Genomic DNA, 18,074 nt, shown 5'->3' on the forward strand with positions numbered 1-18,074 from the left:
CTACCTCCAGGAAATCTGCTGCCGTACGCCGGTGGGAAAACGATGATCCAACGAGTGCAGCGCATATCCTCGGTGCATGACCACGCAGAAGGGCTACCGCGCACCAGTTCTGGCCGATGTCGCCCGCGCCGCCCAGGTGTCCGTGCCGACCGTCTCGCGTGTCCTCAACGGGACCAAGTACGTCGCTCCCGAGCTCGCCAACCGCGTCCACGAGGCGATCGAGCGCCTGGGCTACCGCCCGAACGGCGCCGCGCGCTCGATGCGCTCCGGTCGGCGCACCCTCGTCTCGGTCTTCGCCGGAGCGACGGCCAACTACGGTTACGCCCGCACCCTCCAGGGCATCGAGACCGCGGCCCGCAAGGCGGGAATGTCGGTGACGATCACCGTCGTGGAGTCAGGCGAGGACGACGACGTCAAGCGCGCCATCGATCTCGCGCTCGCCCAGCCGACCGCCGGAGCGATCGTCCTGGAGTTCGATCGCGCCGGGATCAACGCCCGGCACATGCTCCCCGACGGGCTCCCCGTGATCGTGGCAGGCGGTGGCTCGCGCCGGCCCGGCGGCGTCCCCGCCGCGCTCATCGACGAGCGCACGGCCGCACGGAAGGCCACCGAGTACCTGCTCCGGCTCGGGCACCGGACTGTCCACCACATCGCGGGCCCAACCGCGGGAAAGCACTCCGGGCGCACCGACGGCTGGCGCGCCGCACTGACCGACGCCAAGATTCCCGTCCCCGCGGTGATGAACGCCGAGTGGGACGTCACCTCTGGATTCCGCTGGGGCGAGCGGATCGCCGGCCGTGACGACGTGACCGCCGTCCTGTGCGGCAATGACGAGATCGCCATCGGCCTCATGCGCGCACTGGCCGACCGCGGGATACACGTACCCCGTGACATCTCTGTCGTCGGGTTCGACGACCAGCCGCTGGTCGCCATGTGGCAGCCGTCACTCACCACCGTCGATCAGGACTTCGAGGACCTCGGAGAGCGGGCCTTCACCATGCTCGAACAGCTCGTCGACGGCGACATGACCGCGACCTCGAGCGTCGTGGTACCCCAGCTCGTGGTGCGGGAGTCGACCGCTCCGCCACGAGGGTGACACGACGGATCGGATCACCGGACGCTGCCGTCCTCGCGCCTGTCCTGTGGGCGGATGGACCCACCCTGGTGGCGGGCGAAGGCGAACGCCGCGGCCGCGAAGCCCATCGCGGTCAGCCCCCAGGCCAGCCCGTCGAGCGCGGCGTTCGGCACGACGGCGGCGAACACGGCGTGCAAGGGCTGGGAGACGATCAAAGCCATCCCGGCCCAGGCGGGAACAGTTCCGCCTCGCCACAGCGCGGCCCCGAGCAGAGCCACGCCGATGATGTGGCCGAGGACGAACAGCATGGTGGCCGCCGAGACGGCGGGCAGACCTTGCACGTCGTCGAGGAGCCGTGCGGCCGAACCGAGGTCGAGGCCATCGCGGACCGCTGACAGCGCGACGTGGTCGCTGACCCCTACGGCGTACAGCGAGGAGAAGCCGGCAACGGTCAGCACCATCCCGGCCGTCCCCAGCCGGGGGGCGCGCCGGACCGCGAGCAGGCCGATCGCGATCGTCCCCGGCACCAGCGTCAGGGTGGCGGCGAAGGCGAGCCACAGCACCACATTCTGGGCGTCCTGGTGGGCGGCGACCTTGCCGACGAGCCCGGCTGAGTCGTCGGTCGTAGAGTACGGCAGGATGGCCCGCAGGATCGCGACGGCCAGCGGGCCGACCGGGATGAGCAGCGCGAGCGCGGCACGCAGCGGCGGGACGGCCTCGCGCCTGGTCGTGGGCATGGCGGTAGTCATGCAAGAGCCTCCGAGATCGTAGGGGTGGAGGTCAGATGCCAGCAGCGTCCGCCTTCGCCGTTCCCAGGCGCATGGGCCAGGGCCGCCGAGAGGCCCGGAGGATTTCCCGGCCGTCCCAGGAGCGCACACCCACGACAGCCGGGCCTGTGCACCTCATCATGTGCTCATGACACCGGGTGATTCCGCCACCTCGCCGGCGCAGGCACGGTGGCCGGTCGTACTGGCCGCCGGGCTCTTCGGCATCGCCGTTGCCGAGGTCGCCGTCGCCGTGATCGGCAGTGCGGTGGCCGGGATGACCTGGATCGAGGCGTGGGACCACTTCGTGGTGACCAACGCGGCGATGGGCCTGTCGTTTCCGATCGGCGGTGTCCTGGTGGCCTGGCACCGACCTCGCAACCCGGTCGGCTGGCTGTTGCTGGCCGCCGGGATCGGGCACGCGACGACGGCCGCGATCGTCCCTCTGGCCGAGGCCGGTGTGCGCGACGGTTGGCCCGGCGGACTGATTCGCACGCTCGTCACCGTCGCGTCGTGGGCGTGGCCGTGGTCGATCGGGTTGTGCCTGCCGCTGATCCTGCAGCTCTTCCCCGACGGTCGTCCCGTCTTTCGGCGGCTGATGTGGGCCACCGTGGTGACCTCACCGCTGTTCGCGCTGGAGATGGGCACCAGCCCGGATCCCGTCGTCGACGGAATTCCCGGTTACCTGATCATCCACGCCGACCTTGACCCGCTGTGGACGGCGGTCGAGGTGCGCGGCCTGGCCGCCATGGCGGTAGGCCTGGTGGCGCTGGTGGTGCGCTACCAGCGCGGAGACGAGCAGAGGCGCCGTCAGCTGCTGTGGCTGATGCAGGCGGTGCTGCTCGTCCTGATCGTGCTGGTGCCGTGGGGGGTTCTGCAGAACGCGCCGGTCTACGTCTTGCTCGCGATCCCGCTCATTCCCGCCGCGATGACCGTGGCGATCCTGCGCCACCAACTGCTCGACATCCGGCTGGTGCTCTCGAGAACGGTGCTGTACGCGCTGCTCACGGCCGCCGTCGTCGCCTCGTACGTCGGCCTGGTGGCCCTGCTCGACAACGTGATGCGGCGTGAGGCCGGGCTGGGCAGCTCGGCGGCGGTCACCGTGCTGATCGCCGTGGGGTTCAACCCGGTGCGCGTACGCCTCCAGCGCATCGTGGACCGGATCGTGTACGGGGACCGCGCCGATCCCGTACGGGCGGTGTCACGGGTCGGGGCGCGGCTGGACACCGGTCTTCCCGGAGTGCTGGAGGCCGTACGGGAGGCGCTGCGCCTGCCGTTCGCCGCCCTCCGCACCGATGACACCGAGGTGGCGGCCTGCGGCGCACCGCCTGAACTGCTGCACACGATCCCGCTCACCTACGGCGGGGTACGGGTGGGTGAGGTGGTCATCGGCCTGCGTGCCGGTGAGAAACGCCTCGGCGGCCCGGACCGGGCGGTCCTGGAGCTGCTGGCGGCGCCGCTGTCGGTGGCGGTGCACGCGGTCGCCCTCTCCGAGCAGTTGCAGCGTTCCCGCGAGGCCCTGGTGGCGGCCCGCGAGGAGGAACGGCGGCGCCTGCGCCGCGATCTGCACGACGGCCTGGGCCCGGTGCTGACCGGCGTGACGTTCAAGGCCGATGCCGCAGGCAACCTCCTGGTCACCGACCCCGGCTCCGCCCTGGCGCTCCTAACCGAACTTCGCACCGAAACCGCTCAGGCCATTGACGACATCCGGCGGCTCGTCTACGACCTTCGGCCGCCGGCCCTGGACGACCTCGGCCTGGCCGGCGCGATCCGGCAACGCGCCGCCCAGCTCGAACGCCCCGGCTTGACGGTACGCGTCGAGGCCGCCGGCCTTCCCGCCCTGCCCGCGGCTGTGGAGGCGGCGGCGTACCGGATCGCGGTGGAGGCCCTCACCAACGCGGTCCGGCACTCCAGCGCCGGCCGAGTGCGTATACGGATCCACGCTGACGGACACCCGGCCGCCCATTACCTGCACGTTGAGGTGGCCGACGACGGAAGTGGATCCGGCGCGTGGCCGCCGGGAGTCGGCATGCGATCGATGCGCGAGCGCGCGGCCGAACTGGGCGGCACCTGCATCGCGGGCCCCGAGCCCACCGGCGGCCGGGTGACGGCCACGCTACCTTTGGGGGCGACATGATCAGAATTGTGCTGGCCGACGACCACCCAGTGGTGCGCAGCGGCCTGCGCGCGTTACTGGACTCCATCAGCGGCCTGACCGTCGTGGCGGAGGCGGCCGACGGCCACGCCGCCGTACGCGAGGCGGTGACGCACAAGCCCGACGTCCTGGTCATGGACATCCAGATGCCGCGTCTGGACGGCATCGAGGCCACCCGCCAGATCGCCCAGGCGGCGCCCGAGGTCGCGGTGCTCATGCTCACCATGTACGAGGACGACGACTCGGTGTTCTCCGCGATGCGTGCCGGTGCCCGCGGCTATCTGCTCAAGGGCGCCCAGCAGGACGAGATCGCCCGCGCCATCCACGCCGTCGCCGCCGGCCAGGCCATCTTCGGCCCCGGCGTGGCCCGCCGGGTACTGGGCTTCTTCGCCGCCCCGCCGGCCGTCCAGGACCCCTTTCCCGAGCTCACCGGCCGCGAGCGGGAGATCCTCGATCTCATCGCCGCCGGCCGTCCCAATGGCCAGATCGCCCGCCACCTGGTCATCGCTCCGAAAACGGTCGCCAACCACATCTCCAGCATCTTCACCAAGCTCCAGGTGGCCGACCGCGCCGAAGCCATCATCCGCGCCCGCGACGCCGGCCTCGGCCGCCCCTGACTTTTCTGCTTCATATGAAGGGCGCGCAGCCGCAAACCAGTGTCGTTGGTCAACACCCTGGAACCAGCCTGTGGGTTGAGCAGATACCGCCTGCCATAGCCAGCGGCAGGGCCGATCCTTGCTCCCCCGGCTTGGACGAACCCCCTTACGCTCCGTCACGCAGCGCTCGGATCGCGGCGAGCACCTCGGCCCGGTTGCCGGCCGCCTTCATCCACGCGGGCAACCGCTCCAGCAACGTCTGCGACCCCGCCGGCCTGGGCCGCTCACGCTGAAACGCGGCCACGTACCCCTCCAGCAACTCCAAATGCGGCACGTTGTACGCCCACAACAAGCCCGCCGCAACCACAACGGCAACCCGAAGTAGGGGTCGTCCGCCCCGCCGAACGTCGGCACCACAAGCGCGCCACGACCGCTGAAGTACACATCCTGCCCCGCCCGCCAAAGCCGCGCCTTTCGCCAGCCCCAGGCTTCTGCGTCCGCCCATCGCCCGGCCGGAGAGGGCTCTTCGCCAAGCCGACCACCCCGGGACAGCACACTCCAGACCTGAGCTCTACGCGCCCACCACTCCGACCCGCTGCTTGATCGCTAGGCTGATCGCCCTCCTGCGAAATGCTATGGACCGACCAGAAAGTACCGAACATGGCCATCGAGGAACACCTGCTCACAACGACCGCGCGTCTACTCGAGCAGTGGCTGCCGTCCGACTCGCGAACCGGCCTCCCCGCATGGCGCGTGCAGGTCATCGGCGGCAGTGCGCCCCGCGTGTTCAACGAGGACTGGGAATCGCCGCCGCCACTGACAAAGGTGAGCGAGTACGGCCGATTCCCGGAGACGTTCGGCGCACACGGGGACCGTTTCCCCGTCGAGGCCGAGCTGCTGGAGTTCGAGGAAGGCCTGGACTATCACTGCGGCCAGCGGGCTTCAGCGGGCCGACCCGACGAGGCGGCCGCCTTCGTCATCGAGACCCTGACCGAGACCTTAGACGCGGGTTCCGGACCGCTCGACCACCGCGTACGACCGCTGGTGGGCTTCCTTGCCGGTGTACTGACCCAGTGGGCCTGCGAACACCTGCTGCGGATCCATGTCGCCGCCGAGCCGGGCGGCGCTCGGCTTGACGACGAACTGCACCTCCTCGTACGCGATCACGATGGAAAAGCGTGCCGACTGTCCGTGGCTCCGAGCACCGCAGTGCCATCAGCCGGCGAGCCCGCCGGACTTGACGCGCGGATCACCTGGGACACGACGCTGCTCAGCCAGTTCCTCTGGATGAACAACAACAACGAGGTCGGCTTCGAGGTAGCCGTCGAACCGCACGGCCTCGTCCTGGACACCGATGCCGATGCCATCTTCCGCACGTGGAAAAAGGATGCTGATGACTTCCGGTTCCTAGACGACGAAGCCCTGGTCACCGTACTTGCCGAGACCGAACAAGCCGCCGCCAACATGGCCCTGGCTGTGTGCTTGAGCGCGGACGACGACTTGGACGGCCCTGAGCCACCCGTAGACCAGCTCGTCATCCCAATCCTTCACGACCTCATCGACACGCTCACCAAACGGATCGCCGGTGACAGCAAGAAGCCGCTGCTCGCGTACAGCAGCGGCTGGCCGCTGGAGTTTCGCGGTGAAGGCGCCCAACTGGTTCTGGTGGGTCCCGAAGAGGTGGGCGTCATCGACGTCGACGACTCCTGCTGACGACCGTAATACCTGATGTTGATCGCGAGGCGATGCGGGCAACTGTCGGTTGCACTTAAAACTGTCGGTGTTCGGGGGGCTCGTGTCGGTGTTCATGGTGAGTGGTCGGGTTCCGCCTTCTTGAGGTCCGGTACGTCGCTGAGGACATCGGAATCGACTTCTAGATCCTTCCAATATACCGACTATCGGTATATAAAGATCCTGTGTCCAAGTTACGCCCTTTACAGGAGCCTTCGTTCCTCATACTCACCGCGCTGGCCACCGAGCCCCAGCACGGCTACGGCATCATCACCGATGTGGAGCGCATCTCCGAGAGTGAGGTCCGGTTGCGGGCCGGCACTCTGTACGCCGCCCTGGACCGGCTCCAGTCCGAAGGCCTGATCGCGGAGGACCGGGAGGAGATCGTCGGCGGGCGGTTGCGGCGCTACTACCGGCTCACCGACGAGGGCAGCGCCCGTCTGGCCGCCGAGGTCGAACGGCTGCGGCGCAACGCCAGGACCGCCGCCGCCCGGCTGCACACGCGCCCCGCCGGAGGTGTCGCGTGAGCGACCTCGAACGGCGTTACCGCAGCCTTCTCCGCTGGTACCCGCGCGAGCACCGCGAGCGGCACGAGGAGGAGATGCTCAGTGTGCTGATGGAGTCGGCGCGGCCAGGGCAGAGCCGTCCGGAGCCGCGTGACACCCTCGACCTCGTCAAGGGAGCCGCCGCGATCCGCGCGCGCTGGGCGTTCGGGCCGGAGTCCATGGCGCGGTGGCGGGATGCGATGCGTGTCGTCGCGGTGGTCGGTCCCATAGTGTTACTCATCTACCAGATGCAGTTGCGCATCAGCGGTGAGCTGCTTCTGATGGGCATCCTGACCGTCTTCCTGGCCTGGACCAATCGCCGCTGGCCTGCTGCGGCGGTCGCGTGGATCTGGGCACTCCTGTTCAGCGCGGGCATGACCGCCGCGGCGATGTTGTCGGCCAGAGGCGTCTCCTTCGATATAAGCGTGACACTCAGCGGCATCGTTGGCTCTTTCGCGCTTGTGGCGGCGGCGCTGACGGGGGTGGCGCAGCCGCGTCAAGGGCTGTCACTGGTGGGGCGCGGGCGGATCCTAACGTGGTCCGGGGCGGCTCTGGCGGTAGTCGTCGTGACGTGGCAGCTGGAGGCTGCCCTGCGGGAGGTCGGAGTGCCGCCCGAACTGCTCCTGCTCGGGCTGTGTGCGGTGGTCTGCGGAGTGGCCGCACAGTCTCCAGTAGGGCGCAGGAGCGTGGTGGTGCTCTCGCCGGTCATGCTGGCGATGTTCCCCCAGCTCATGATGGTTGGGTTGTGGGGGGTCGCGCTGTTGGGGCTGGGGTCGGCCGGGTTTCTGGTCGCCGCCTTCCGTTCAAGGACGCCGGCGTTAAGCGGGTCATCGACGGATGAGTGATGCCGGAACGGCAGCCAAGACCTTCCGCGGCCGCCGACGCATGCGGAGTCCCCCATGCGCAAAGTGATCGTTTTCCTGATCGCGCTCGTCGTCCTCCTCATCATCGACCGAGTCGCCGTAGCGAACGTCGAGCGCGACCTGGCAAACAGAATCGCCGCCACTCCCGGCCTTTCCGGCACGCCGGCTGTGTCAATCGAGGGCATCCCGTTTCTCACGCAGGCCGTGTCGGGGCGCTATCCAGAAGTGCGGTTCAATCTCGGCACTTTCAGCTACGGCGGCGTGCCGGTCAGGAACCTGAGGGGCGCCGCGTACGACGTGACGGCGCCCCTGGCCGATGTCCTGCGGAATCAAGCCCGTGTCCAGGCAGGTCGCGTGAGCATCAGCGGCACCCTCACCAGGACGACGATCGACGAATACGCGCCGAGCGGCGTGAAGATCGGCGGCAACGGGCGACGGCTCACGGCCTCGGGGGAGGTAACGATCGGGGCGGACAAGGTGAAGTTCAACGCCGAGATGCGCGTCGAGGTCGCCGACGGGCGGATCAAGCTCCAAGCCGACAAGATCCAGGGCGTGCCCGTGCCTGACCAGATCGCACAGCTGATCTCCTACCCGATCCCGTTCAAGGGGGACCTGCCCTTCGACGTGAAGCTGACCAGGGTCAAAAGCGTGCCGGAAGGACTGGAGTTCTCCGCCGAGGCGTTCGACGTGCCGATCCGTGGATGAGATGACACCATTTCGCCCTGTCGTCCGCGAAGAGGGTGGACACAGCAGGCGCCGAGGCTGAGCTCCGCCACTTCCTCGAAGCCGTCCGGGCCCAGGTGTCGTGCCGCAGGTCAGCGCTGCCCCTTTGCCCAGGTTAGGCTCGCGACCACCTCTGGCCGGTTCGGCGGCACGGAATCCTGCGCAAGGCAGCCAACACCCGACCGTGTTGGGTGCCGACCTTGTCGGTGCGTGTGACCGCACCACCTAGAGCCACCACTACGCGGGAACCTACGGTGCTCTCGGACGTTCTACGATGCAGGCGATCCAAGGAGATCCACGTTGGAAGATCTGTTCCCGTACTTTCCGCTGCTGTTCGTGGCGTTTGGAGCAGTGATCATTCTGAGGTCGATCAAGGGAATCATCGACGCCAAGCAGTTCGTCCGGCGGGCGCAGCGGGTGCCCGGCGTGACCGTTCCTTGAGCTCCTCCCCGGCTTGAAGACTGAAGGCCGGAGCACTGCGGGCAAACCCGATAGACCCGAAGGCCGGACCACCCCCTTCTCGGGGGCGGTCCGGCCGGGTGCGTCGTTCAGATCAGCAACGGCGCCCCCTGTTGATGCAGTCGACGACGAAGCGCATCAGGTTGTCCGGCATGACGTTGGCGAAGTCGGCGTGGTCGGTGACCGGGTTGTGCTTCTGCTCGGGGAAGGCGTCCACGGCGAACGACTGACCCTGCGGCACGGCGTACGTCAGGGTCATGCGCAACTGCGGAATCGCCTGGGTGCCCTGGGGGCAGCCGCCGTTCTGGCCGGGGAAGACCACATGGGTGCGGTGGTTGGCGCTGTCGGTGTTCTGCCCATCCCAGCAACTGGGGAAGTCCAGGATGCGAACGACCAGACTGCCGCGCGGGCACAGCGGGTACTTGTTGGGCGTAATGCGGTTCTGGAATCCCGTGCAGGTCCACGCGGCGCGCGCGTTGGCACCGCCGTTCGTCGCGGCCTTGGCGTCACCCATGATCAGCCTGAGGAACCTCGGCATCGCCACGACCTTCGAGGTCGCGTTGCCGCCGAACTGGAGCCGCACTGAACGCGCCGTCAGCACCTGGCCGACGTTCCCTTCCGGGTCGTTGGCGTTCTCGTTGGACGTACGGTCCCTGAGCACGGGCCAGAAGTACGTGGACAGGTCGCCTCGCTGGCACGTCGTGCCCGCCGCGGCCAGGCTCTCGTCGGTGGAGAATCCGTCCGTCGACAGGTTGCCCACGTAGTCGTGCAGGTGGTGCGCCCCGTCCTCCACGCCGGGAGCGACGATGAAGTTGGCCGTGTTGTTGTGGCGGTTTTCGTTCCTGCCGCACTGGGAGACGAAAGTGCCGCGAGAGCCGTTGTTGCCGAAGCGCCCGAAGGTGCCGATGTTGGACTGGCCCGGCTGAACCTGACGGATGTCGATGAAGTCCTCGGGGAACGGGCCGAAACCCTCCGCGGGGTTGTCCCCATCGCCTTGGCCGTCTCCGTCGCCGTTGTTGTCGCCGCTGTTGTCGCCGCTGTTGGTGAGTGTGCAGGTGGCGAAGGCGTTGAGGCCGGTGGGTCGTTGGGCGACGCGGCCGATGGCGATGGCGATGCGGTCGAGGGTCGCGACTCGTTTGTCGGCGAGTGGGCCGAGGATGGCGTTTTGGATGAAGTTGGGGCCTCCTTCTCCGGCTGAGCGGGCGAGGCGATTGTTGGCTTCCTGGATCTGGGTCTGCAGGAGGGCGAGGTTCCGGTCGACTTCGGCCCTGGCCCTGGCGGGTACCTCAGGAAGCTTGTCCGCGACGCTGGGACAGACGATGGTCTGCGCCGCCGTCGTGCCCGCCTGCGCGGACAATGGGGAGCCGGCCAGGACAAGTGCGATGCTTCCCCCTATGGCAAGGGCCACTCGCCACGGTCTGAGCCGTCTTCCCCCGAGCGGATTTCGCATGTGTTGCTCCTTTAAGTCTCATGACCCGGGTGGAAGTCCGGTCTCCGGGGGATACGGGAGTACATACGGGAGCAGTTCGGTCATTTGTCGCGAATTGTGCTTACAAATCCATGACGAGGGCCAGTCAGGGGCCACGCCTCGCGCGTACGGCGAGGCGGTCGCCTGCCGACCCGCGAGCGGCCGCGGTGTTGAGGCTCCGTGCGCTGGTCGCCCATGGTCATCTAGAGGAGTACTGGAGTTACCACGTCGCCCGGCAACACGAGCGTGTCCATCAGACCGACTACCAGGACGGATATGTCCTCACGGCTTGATCGCTCCAGTTACTGAGAACAAACCGCACCCAGCGGAGATCGCGTTCGCGGATCGTTTCGTCGACGCGGCCCCGGAGCTCGAACTCACCGGGAACGAACCCGGAGAAGACCCGTGCCACTGCGCTGGGTGCTCGGAACTGGTGATCTTCAGGTGCATTGTGCTGCTTTCATGGTCGGGTGAGGTACGAAGAGATGCTGTCCAGCGTGCGTGAGCTGTGCGTTGAACATCTGGGTGAACACGTGGGGGGCCAGCTGGCGGCGTTGGCGCGGCCCGGGTTCGATCTGAAGCCCGCGGATGAGGATGCCGCGGCGACCGGGCTGTGCCGGTGGGGCGGCCCGGCGCTGCTGGAGCCGGGCACACAGTGGCCTGTGTACGCGGGTGTGCCGCTCAGCCTGTACGCCGTGCTCGATGTCGGCGCGCTCGGCCCATGGCTCGGTGATCAGATCCCGTCGACCGGGTCCGCGCTGCTCAATTTCTTCTTCTTGGATCCATGGACCGGATCCAGGGAGGTTCCGAAAGATGCCGGCAGCTTCAGCTATGACGATCCGCGGGTATGCCGGGTCGTGCCTGCCGACCCGCAACGCGCGGTCGAGGTCCCGGCACCGGATCCGGCCCCGAGGTTCGACCGGGTTGGGATGCACGCCAAACCTGCCGTCACTTTGCCCTCGATGTCGTCCTACGACTGCGATCCGGTGCTCAGCACCCTCGATTACGGAGATGAGATCGAGCGGTCATCGCTTTACCGCGTGGATCCCGGCTGGCTGGTGGTCGACAAGTTCGGCGAGGATGCCTGGCCGCGGTACTGCGTGGACGAGCAAGGCATCCAGTGGGGTGGCATGAGCAATCAGGCGTTCGGTTGGCCGCCGATCCGCAGCTACGGCGTTGACCTGTTGCAGGAGTTGTCGCAGGAGGAGCCCTATGCTCACCTGCTCACTCTGGCCGGCACCGACATGTGGGAGTGGGGCGACGGGGGCATTGTGCGGTTCGTCGCCCCGGCCAAAGCACTCCGGGCAGGCGACATGAGCCAGGTGCGAGCCAACCCCGACGACTGGTAGAACCGCGATCTCGTGACCCGTTAGTGAGCACAGCTGTCTCATTCGGTGAGCTCTGAGAGCGCCGGCCACACCTCCACGGCCCCGAAGGCGCCGGGGAAGGAGTACACCAGTCGACCGTCCGGGGTGAAGGTCATGGTGCAAGGCCTTGGACTGACCAGATCACTCCGTCACGGGCAGGCACTCGGCGAGCAGGTCGACGACGTCGCGCCAGGCTCGCTGCGCGTGCCGTGGGTGGTAGCCGACGCCGGGGACCACGGTGTGGTCGACCGGCGGGTGGTGGAAGGCGTGCAAGGCGCCGCCGTAGACCACGAGGCGCCAGTCGACGCCCGCGGCCTGCATCTCGGCGGTGAACGCGTCCCGTTGCGCGGGCGGCATGATCGGGTCTTCCGACCCGACCCCGGCCCACACCGGGCAGCGAATGCGCGCCGCCTCGCCCGGTCGGCCCGTGGTCAGTGCGTTGACTGTCCCGATCGCGCGGAGGTCGACGCCGTCGCGCCCGAGCTCCAGCCCGATGGCGCCCCCGGTGCCGTAGCCGACGGCGGCGATCCGGTCGGGGTCGGTCCGCGGTTCGGCGCGCAGCACGTCGAGCGCCGCGTGGCCGATGCCCCGCATCCGGTCGGGGTCGGCGAGCAGCGGCATGCAACGGGCCAGCATCTCCTCGGGGTCGGTGAGCAAGCGCCCGCCGTGGAGGTCGAAGGCCAGCGCCACGTATCCCAGCTCGGCGAGCGCATCGGCTCGGCGGCACTCGACGTCGCTGAGCCCTGGGCCCTCTGGTCCGAGCAACACCGCGGGGCGGCGCCCGGTGCCGGAGGGAAGCGCAAGGTGCCCGATCATCGTCAGGCCGTCGGCCGGGTACTCGACCGTGCGGGTTGTCACTGTCGTCATGAGACTGGACTGTAGTGATCGTCGATCCCGGTCGGGCCGGTGTTCACCGCTGGCAGAGTTCACCGCTGGCAGAACACTGCGGGTGTGCCTCTGAAATGCGGCGATGGCTCACAAGGTCCGTCACAAACCCCGTTCTCGCGGCAGCGTTATCGGATCACCTGCCCTGGCCACGGGGCTGGAGACTGACCCTCGCGGCAGGTTTCTGGCATATTCCAGCCCACCCCTCACACAGCGTCACGAGAGCCATGCCCCAGACCCACGGGCATGGCTCTCGGATCCACCTTCATAGCCACACAGGTGTCCCCGTCAGGGAGGACCGCTCGCGCCTCGGGGATGTACGCCTGCTTGATCCTTATCTTGCGAATCGGTGTCAGAACTTCGATCAACGGCTTGCTCCAGGGTCGGTGACAACACCGCCGACCGCTGAGACCCGGACCTCGAAGCGATCTGGCGATCAAGTCCGGCCAACCATAGCGGTCAAGGTCGACAGCTGCCTCGGTCTCGTTGACAAACACCAACAGGTGCCTCGGCTTCGCTGGCGATGCCTCAAGTGGGCGGCAGGAGACAGGCCGGCGCCACGCCCAAACGAGAGCTGCAGGCCACAGGCCGACGGACGCGCCCGCCGGCTGGCGCCTTGCCCGAGCCCGGCCCGCTGGTGGCCGTGCCGTCGGTCGACGACGCGCCCTGCTTCCACGTGGACATCGAGACCGACGACGTCGAGGCGGAGACCCCGCGCCTGCTCGCCCTGGGCGCGAGTGAGGTGGCGCAGTGGCAGGAGTGCCGCACCCTGCGCGTCCCCGGCGGTCATCTCATGTGCGTGCTGCCCGTGGAGAGCGACCGCGCGGTGTTCGAGTCCGAGGCCAAGACCTGGCCCTGAGCCTGGATTCTCGAGCCTCGGGCGCAACCTCGGTCTCCGGGGGCCGGTGATCGTCCGGTGGCGTCTGGCCTGTCAGGCGCGATCGTGGAGAGTGATCTGGTAGCCGTCGGGGTCGGCGAAGGTGAATGTCCGGCCGAAGGGGCCGTCGATCGGTGCGGAGACGATGGTGTGACCGTCGGCGACCAGAGCATCGTGAATGGCTTGGACGTCGGTGGCGTGAAGCCAGATCGCGGCACCGATGCCGGGCTGAGCAACGGATGCGAGATCGGTGCCGGGAACGATGTCGCGCAGTGCGAACGCGATCGGCTTCGTCTCGAAGACGACGGCGTGCGGAGGTCCGGTCTGCGAGCGGACGAGGCCGAGGTACTGCTCGTAGAACGCCTGCGAAGCGTCGAGGTCGCGCGCTTGGAGCGAGATGAAGTCGGGGCCGGTGGCGGGCATGATGATGCTCCCTCTCTTCGTGTCAGCTTTCTGACACAGGCGAATCTATGTCAGAATACTGACATGAGTCAAAACGGTGTCGGCGTCGACCTGGAGACGTCACTGGGCTACCTGTTGAAAGAGGCGTCGAGCGCCCTCCGTGCGGCCATGGAGGAGGTGCTGCGGCCGCTCGGGATGAGCGTGACGCACTACTCCTGCCTTGAGCTGCTGGCTCAACGACCGGGCTTGTCGAACTCCGAGCTCGCGCGGGGCGCGTTCGTGACCCGGCAGACGATGAACGTGCTGCTCCAGGCCCTGGAACGAGACGGCTACGTGACCAGGCCCGCGGAGGCACCCGTCGGGAAGGTTCTTCCCGCGCGACTCACTCCTCGCGGCCGGCGGAGCCTCGAGAAGGCGACCGTAGCGGTCCGGTCCGTCGAGGTCAGAATGCTGGCCGGCATGACCGAGACCGAGCAGTCAGGCGCGTTCCGGATCCTGCGGAGCATGATCCATTCCCTGCGCGATGGCAACGACGGTGCATAGCTCGTTCCCTGGCGCACGTCTCGTCGCGCTCGGCTAGGAGTGCAGCCGAGCGTGAAAATCCGTACGGGCGACCTCGAAAACCGACGGACCCCGACGGCCGCTCGAGACTGCGCGTGCGGGAGACGGCGGGCATCGTCACCGGGGCGGCTGGTTCCCCAGAGTCTGGACATACAGGGCGATCCTCCCCCATGATCAACTTTGTGGCGGCCGGGAAGGCTGCGGCGCACAAACGCACAACCTAAGGAGAGATCGTGAAGTACAAACTGATTCTCGCTCTCGCAACACCAGTCCTTGCTCTCGGCTTGGCCGTTCCTCCCGCTCAGGCAGCAGCCCCACAGGAATTGTCGAAGATCATGGCCGACGTCGTCGCGGTCACCAAAGGCGGCGGAAGCACCTACGGCGAGGCTCACTACGGCAATAGCGGAGGGCCGTACCTGAAGGTCGTGGACTTCACCGACCGCGGTGGCTGGCGGATCAGGGGCAGTATCGAGAAGTTCTACCGGGGTGAGTGGGTCCAGGTCTTCCAGTGCACGGCGGCCGATGGGGACTTCACGACCTGCCGGCATAGCATTCCCGGCGGGACTCTGATCAGGGCTCACGTGTGGGCGTACACCGGGAGCAGCACCGCGTACCACGGCTACAGCGCCCAAACCCGCGTCTGAGATTCTGACGCATCCTTCGGCGGACCGGCGCGCCCACTGTGACGTTTAGCCAAGATCAGATCGACTGCAGTTATCCGCCTTGGGCGCGCCGACAAGAACCAGCGCACGAACTATGCATGACTGCCTATGGGCGCCGGACAGTCGCCACGGTACTACTCGACCTTGGACTTGGGTTACTCTCGCGACGCCCAGCACGACGGGAACGAGCCTGCAATCGCGGCCGCTCCTACGATCCAGAGCGGGGCCGAAGACGACTCAGTCAGCTACCCGCGCGGTGAACCAGTCGAGAACAGCGACGATGACGTCGAAGACCGCCATGTTGGCCAGCTGCGTGTTCTTGATCGAGGGGTAGAGCTCCAGCTTGGCCACAGGGATGTCCACACCCGGCGCGTCATTGAGCCGCTGCCGAAGCTCCTCACGCAAGGCCGGGTCGTCGAAGGGCGGCCGCTTCTTGAGTGTCCCGAAGGGGATCTCGACGGTCTTGGCGTAGAAACGAATGACGTTGGCCGGCTTTCCATCGATCTTGACGATCGGCGCGCAGGAGGCACCGGCGGCAGTGCCGTACTGCACCTCGCCGCCGCGTGCTCGCCAGTGCTCCAACACCCGCTGGACCGCGCCGGCAGCCTGCGGGCCGCTCTGCTCGTTGAGCTGGCGCACGAAGCGCTGCTCATGTTCACCGACGACCTCCAGGTCCGTGTCATGCTCCCCCGCCAGTTCGGACTCGGCCAGGTCCTCGGCGGCGGGCAGGCCGAGCAATTCGGCGAGCTCGCGCACGCTGACATGCTGATCTGCGACCGCGCGGCCGGACTCGTCGAGCGTGATGCCCTCGGCGCGCAGAACGTCACGGATATCGCGTTCGTCGTCCGGGTCGCTCCAGCGGAAGCCCTCAGACACCTGCCCGGATTTGGTGAGCACCCGGTGGGCGTTGAGGACCTGGACCGTAGCCAGGTGCACGCCCACGGGAACCGCGTGTGAGCCGATCAGCTCGGCCAGATCCGAGTAGGACGTCCAGGTGGCGGGGGGCAGGGCTGCCAGCGCGTTGTGCAACAGGGTCCAGTCGCGGGAGGCGGCGCTGCCCCGGTCGGTCTCCTCGGGGCCGGGCCAGAGGACGATCGCCCGCTCAGCCAGCCGATCAGCGCGGGCCAGGATTTCGGCTTTGCCCCAGCGCTCGCAGGTGGCGATCTCCTGGTTCATCACCAGCCCGCTCTGTCCGAGCTGCGTACGCTTGGTGGCGAACGAATTGTTGCTCAGCTCGGAGTTGTAGCCGCTCAGGGTGAGGTTGCCCAGGGTGTGTACCAGCTGCCGGTGCAGTAGATCGGCGGCATCGCCTTCACCGGACAGCTCGTGCAGCCAGTCGGCGGTCATCGACTGCGGCAGGACGTGCTCGATGGTGATCCGCTTGTCGGCCAGGTCCACCCGTTCCTTGCTCCCCAGCGACTCCTCGATGCGGCGCAGGACCAGCTTCTGCTGTGCCGTACGGCCCTGCCAGTAGAAGGCGCGGCTGCGGATCTCCTCGCGCAGCTGCGCGTCGGACGGCCAGTACAGGCGGGCCGGTGACAACGCGGCCCGCACCGCCTGCGGCACGTCCTCCTCGGCGGTCAGTTGTACGGCCAGCCGCTGGAAGATGCGGTTCAGGTTGCTGGTGGTCACCCCGGCGATCAGGCGGCGGACCAGGAAGCTCTCGACGTACAGCAGTGCTTGGGCTGCCTCCTCGTCGGTGATGAGATCGTCCTCGCGGAACTCCAGCAGCCGCATCGCCAGCGGGTAGGCAGTGGAAGCCTGCCATTCCTTGAGGAAGCGCAACCGCGCCGCGACCAGCGAATCGCCATCCGGGTTGAGGATCTGCTTCAGGTGCCGGGCACGGCGGTGCAGATCCTTGACGTACTGCTCGACCTTCGCCTCGTCGCCCGCCAGCTCCAGCAGGAGTTGCTGGTGACCCCGGTAGACGGCGTTGTACTGGGCCTCATCGCCCTCCTTGAGGACCAACACCAGGTACATCAGCTGTTCCAGTGCCTTGGGATCGAGTAGGTCCTGGGTCGGCTTCCAGTAGTCGTCGTAGACATGCTGTCCGAGCGTGGGCAGGCACATGAACACGTAGTTGCGGATCAGGTCGACCTGGCTGAGTCGCATCCCCGTGTTGTTGATCGACTCGAAGATGCGAAAGGCGTTGTCGTCCTTCTCCACCAGGATCTGCACCAGGTTGAGCCGGTCCAGGAGCACCGTCTCCACCCGGTCGATGTCATGCGGATCGGCTGGGTCGTCGAACTCCACCAGCATGGTCTTGAAGAACTGATACGCGTTACCTACCAGGCTGTCGGTCTTACCTTCCGGCACCCCATCGACACAGGCCTTGAACGCCGCCCGGTCCCCTTGCGTGGGCAGCAGCCGATAACGCATCTCACCACGCTGGAACTTGTTGATCAGGTGCAACTCGTCGATCCGCTCCCGGTGTCCCGGGTCCTCGGCCACCAGGTGGTCGCGAATCGCGCAAAGCGCCAGCATCAGCGTGGTCAGTCGTTGCTGGCCGTCCACCACGATCCATTGAGACCGGCTCGGCGCCAGCTCCGGCCCCGGGGCCAGCACCACAGATCCCAGGAAGTGACTGGGGGCGTCCTGCCGTCCCTCGGCCAGGACGTCGACCTGGGTCTTGAGGTCGGCCCACAGCTGGACGAGTTGTGGGCGTTCCCACGTGTATTGGCGCTGGTACAGCGGGACCAGCAACTGCTGGTCTCCCTGGATGAGCCTGCGAAGCGTGGTCTCGTTGGCCTTCACGTCGTCTCCCCCTCGCTCCCGGATACTTCGCGATCAGCCGAGAAGCACGATGGCCACGCCTCGATGGGTCAACTCAATGACGAAACTGTCGACAACCAGCCGTTATGACGTACTTTCCTCGGCTGCATTCGCAGCTTCAACCGAAAGTAACTATCGCCGCACCATCTGCATGCGTTACGCCCGCAGC

18 protein-coding genes are annotated in these 18,074 nt (G+C 67.5%); 12 read left to right on the forward strand and 6 right to left on the reverse strand.

What is annotated here, in order from left to right; genetic code table 11:
• The first annotated feature begins 76 nt into the window (after nt 1–76).
• The gene (locus ACIBO2_RS24930) at nt 77–1,096 is read left to right on the forward strand and encodes a LacI family DNA-binding transcriptional regulator (protein WP_397299591.1); all 1,020 of its coding nucleotides are present in this window, start codon (nt 77–79) and stop codon (nt 1,094–1,096) included.
• Between the two features lie 14 nt (nt 1,097–1,110).
• On the opposite strand, the gene ACIBO2_RS24935 is transcribed toward ACIBO2_RS24930, so the two are convergent.
• Nucleotides 1,111–1,824, reverse strand: coding sequence for a hypothetical protein (locus tag ACIBO2_RS24935; RefSeq protein ID WP_358545484.1), 714 nt, complete (start codon nt 1,822–1,824; stop codon nt 1,111–1,113).
• 166 nt (nt 1,825–1,990) lie between these two features.
• On the opposite strand from ACIBO2_RS24935, the gene ACIBO2_RS24940 reads away from it, so the two are divergent.
• Complete coding sequence (locus tag ACIBO2_RS24940) at nt 1,991–3,976, forward strand: sensor histidine kinase (protein ID WP_397299594.1); 1,986 nt, start codon at nt 1,991–1,993, stop codon at nt 3,974–3,976.
• The gene (locus ACIBO2_RS24945; RefSeq protein ID WP_397299597.1) at nt 3,973–4,611 is read left to right on the forward strand and encodes a response regulator; all 639 of its coding nucleotides are present in this window, start codon (nt 3,973–3,975) and stop codon (nt 4,609–4,611) included. Before ACIBO2_RS24940 ends, ACIBO2_RS24945 begins: the two co-directional genes overlap by 4 nt.
• Nucleotides 4,612–4,756: 145 nt before the next feature.
• Here ACIBO2_RS24945 and ACIBO2_RS24950 read toward each other — a convergent pair whose 3' ends face one another.
• The gene (locus ACIBO2_RS24950; protein WP_358545488.1) at nt 4,757–4,915 is read right to left on the reverse strand and encodes a hypothetical protein; all 159 of its coding nucleotides are present in this window, start codon (nt 4,913–4,915) and stop codon (nt 4,757–4,759) included.
• A gap of 335 nt (nt 4,916–5,250) precedes the next feature.
• On the opposite strand from ACIBO2_RS24950, the gene ACIBO2_RS24955 reads away from it, so the two are divergent.
• The 5 genes from ACIBO2_RS24955 to ACIBO2_RS24975 all read left to right on the forward strand — a co-directional run bounded on the left by ACIBO2_RS24955 (nt 5,251) and on the right by ACIBO2_RS24975 (nt 8,893).
• The gene (locus tag ACIBO2_RS24955; protein ID WP_358545490.1) at nt 5,251–6,303 is read left to right on the forward strand and encodes a hypothetical protein; all 1,053 of its coding nucleotides are present in this window, start codon (nt 5,251–5,253) and stop codon (nt 6,301–6,303) included.
• 203 nt (nt 6,304–6,506) lie between these two features.
• Nucleotides 6,507–6,848 (forward strand): PadR family transcriptional regulator, encoded by a 342-nt coding sequence (locus ACIBO2_RS24960; RefSeq protein ID WP_397299601.1) that lies wholly within the window; start codon nt 6,507–6,509, stop codon nt 6,846–6,848.
• Nucleotides 6,845–7,711, forward strand: a complete 867-nt coding sequence (locus tag ACIBO2_RS24965; protein ID WP_358545493.1) for a hypothetical protein — start codon at nt 6,845–6,847, stop codon at nt 7,709–7,711. The genes ACIBO2_RS24960 and ACIBO2_RS24965 overlap by 4 nt, the downstream gene beginning before the upstream one ends.
• Before the next feature lie 54 nt (nt 7,712–7,765).
• A complete protein-coding gene (locus ACIBO2_RS24970; protein WP_397299605.1) occupies nt 7,766–8,434 on the forward strand; it encodes a DUF2993 domain-containing protein in 669 nt (222 codons plus the stop codon).
• Nucleotides 8,435–8,752: 318 nt separating this feature from the next.
• The gene (locus ACIBO2_RS24975; RefSeq protein ID WP_358545495.1) at nt 8,753–8,893 is read left to right on the forward strand and encodes a hypothetical protein; all 141 of its coding nucleotides are present in this window, start codon (nt 8,753–8,755) and stop codon (nt 8,891–8,893) included.
• Nucleotides 8,894–9,005: 112 nt separating this feature from the next.
• Here ACIBO2_RS24975 and ACIBO2_RS24980 read toward each other — a convergent pair whose 3' ends face one another.
• On the reverse strand, nt 9,006–10,361 hold the full coding sequence (locus tag ACIBO2_RS24980; RefSeq protein ID WP_397299608.1) for a DUF1996 domain-containing protein: 1,356 nt from the start codon (nt 10,359–10,361) through the stop codon (nt 9,006–9,008).
• A 488-nt stretch (nt 10,362–10,849) separates the two neighbouring features.
• Here ACIBO2_RS24980 and ACIBO2_RS24985 point away from each other — a divergent pair, with 488 nt between their 5' ends.
• A complete protein-coding gene (locus ACIBO2_RS24985) occupies nt 10,850–11,728 on the forward strand; it encodes a DUF1963 domain-containing protein (protein ID WP_358545499.1) in 879 nt (292 codons plus the stop codon).
• Between the two features lie 159 nt (nt 11,729–11,887).
• Here ACIBO2_RS24985 and ACIBO2_RS24990 read toward each other — a convergent pair whose 3' ends face one another.
• Nucleotides 11,888–12,613 (reverse strand): dienelactone hydrolase family protein, encoded by a 726-nt coding sequence (locus ACIBO2_RS24990; protein ID WP_358545501.1) that lies wholly within the window; start codon nt 12,611–12,613, stop codon nt 11,888–11,890.
• 541 nt (nt 12,614–13,154) lie between these two features.
• On the opposite strand from ACIBO2_RS24990, the gene ACIBO2_RS24995 reads away from it, so the two are divergent.
• On the forward strand, nt 13,155–13,490 hold the full coding sequence (locus ACIBO2_RS24995) for a VOC family protein (protein WP_358545502.1): 336 nt from the start codon (nt 13,155–13,157) through the stop codon (nt 13,488–13,490).
• A 72-nt stretch (nt 13,491–13,562) separates the two neighbouring features.
• Here ACIBO2_RS24995 and ACIBO2_RS25000 read toward each other — a convergent pair whose 3' ends face one another.
• Nucleotides 13,563–13,931, reverse strand: coding sequence for a VOC family protein (locus ACIBO2_RS25000; RefSeq protein ID WP_358545504.1), 369 nt, complete (start codon nt 13,929–13,931; stop codon nt 13,563–13,565).
• Between the two features lie 63 nt (nt 13,932–13,994).
• Between ACIBO2_RS25000 and ACIBO2_RS25005 the strand changes: the two genes are divergently transcribed.
• Nucleotides 13,995–14,453: a MarR family transcriptional regulator gene (locus ACIBO2_RS25005; RefSeq protein ID WP_358545506.1), complete on the forward strand. Its 459-nt coding sequence runs from the start codon at nt 13,995–13,997 to the stop codon at nt 14,451–14,453.
• A gap of 251 nt (nt 14,454–14,704) precedes the next feature.
• Entirely contained in the window at nt 14,705–15,115 is a 411-nt protein-coding gene (locus ACIBO2_RS25010) for a hypothetical protein (RefSeq protein ID WP_358545508.1), read from the forward strand.
• A gap of 255 nt (nt 15,116–15,370) precedes the next feature.
• On the opposite strand, the gene ACIBO2_RS25015 is transcribed toward ACIBO2_RS25010, so the two are convergent.
• Entirely contained in the window at nt 15,371–17,887 is a 2,517-nt protein-coding gene (locus ACIBO2_RS25015) for a DUF262 domain-containing protein (protein ID WP_397299614.1), read from the reverse strand.
• Between the last annotated feature and the right edge of the window lie 187 nt (nt 17,888–18,074).

Origin of the sequence: Nonomuraea sp. NPDC050022 (genome assembly GCF_044460705.1) — a bacterium.
GTDB lineage: Bacteria > Actinomycetota > Actinomycetes > Streptosporangiales > Streptosporangiaceae > Nonomuraea.